At 72.8% G+C, this 427-nt stretch carries 1 protein-coding gene; it reads right to left on the bottom strand.

The window, feature by feature from the left end; all coding sequences use genetic code 11:
* Positions 1-427 (bottom strand): hypothetical protein (locus N865_RS23170; protein ID WP_034810302.1); only part of this gene is annotated, 427 nt, incomplete at both ends.

Genomic DNA, 427 nt, shown 5'->3' with positions numbered 1-427 from the left:
GCGGCGCGGGCCTTCTCGGCGTCGCGGGCCGCCTTGGCGCGGCGCTCGATCTGTTTGCGCGCGGCGATCCGGAGACGGACCTCCTCGCGGCGGCGGATGCGTTCGGCCTCCTTGCGCTCCAGCGCTTCCCGAACCTCGGCGACCGTCGCGGAGTCCACCGGGACCTTGTTACGGCGGCACCAGGTCAGGAAGGCTCGGCAGCCCTTGCAGTCGTCGAGGATGCGGACCGCGGGGCCGTCCTTGCCGTCGTGGGCCTTGGTGAACTCCGACGCGGGGAGGAGTTCACCGCACCCACGGCAGACGCGCTCTTCCACAGACGCGACGGCGTCGGCACAGTCGGCGATGTGAGCGGCGCGAGCGGCTCGGCGGGAGTCCTTGCGGGCGGCGATGAGGGCCTTGCGGGCCTCGGTGACCTCCGGGGTGGTGT

This window comes from Intrasporangium oryzae NRRL B-24470, from assembly GCF_000576595.1.
Lineage (GTDB): Bacteria > Actinomycetota > Actinomycetes > Actinomycetales > Dermatophilaceae > Intrasporangium_C > Intrasporangium_C oryzae.
This window is presented reverse-complemented; position numbering and strand designations above follow the sequence as displayed.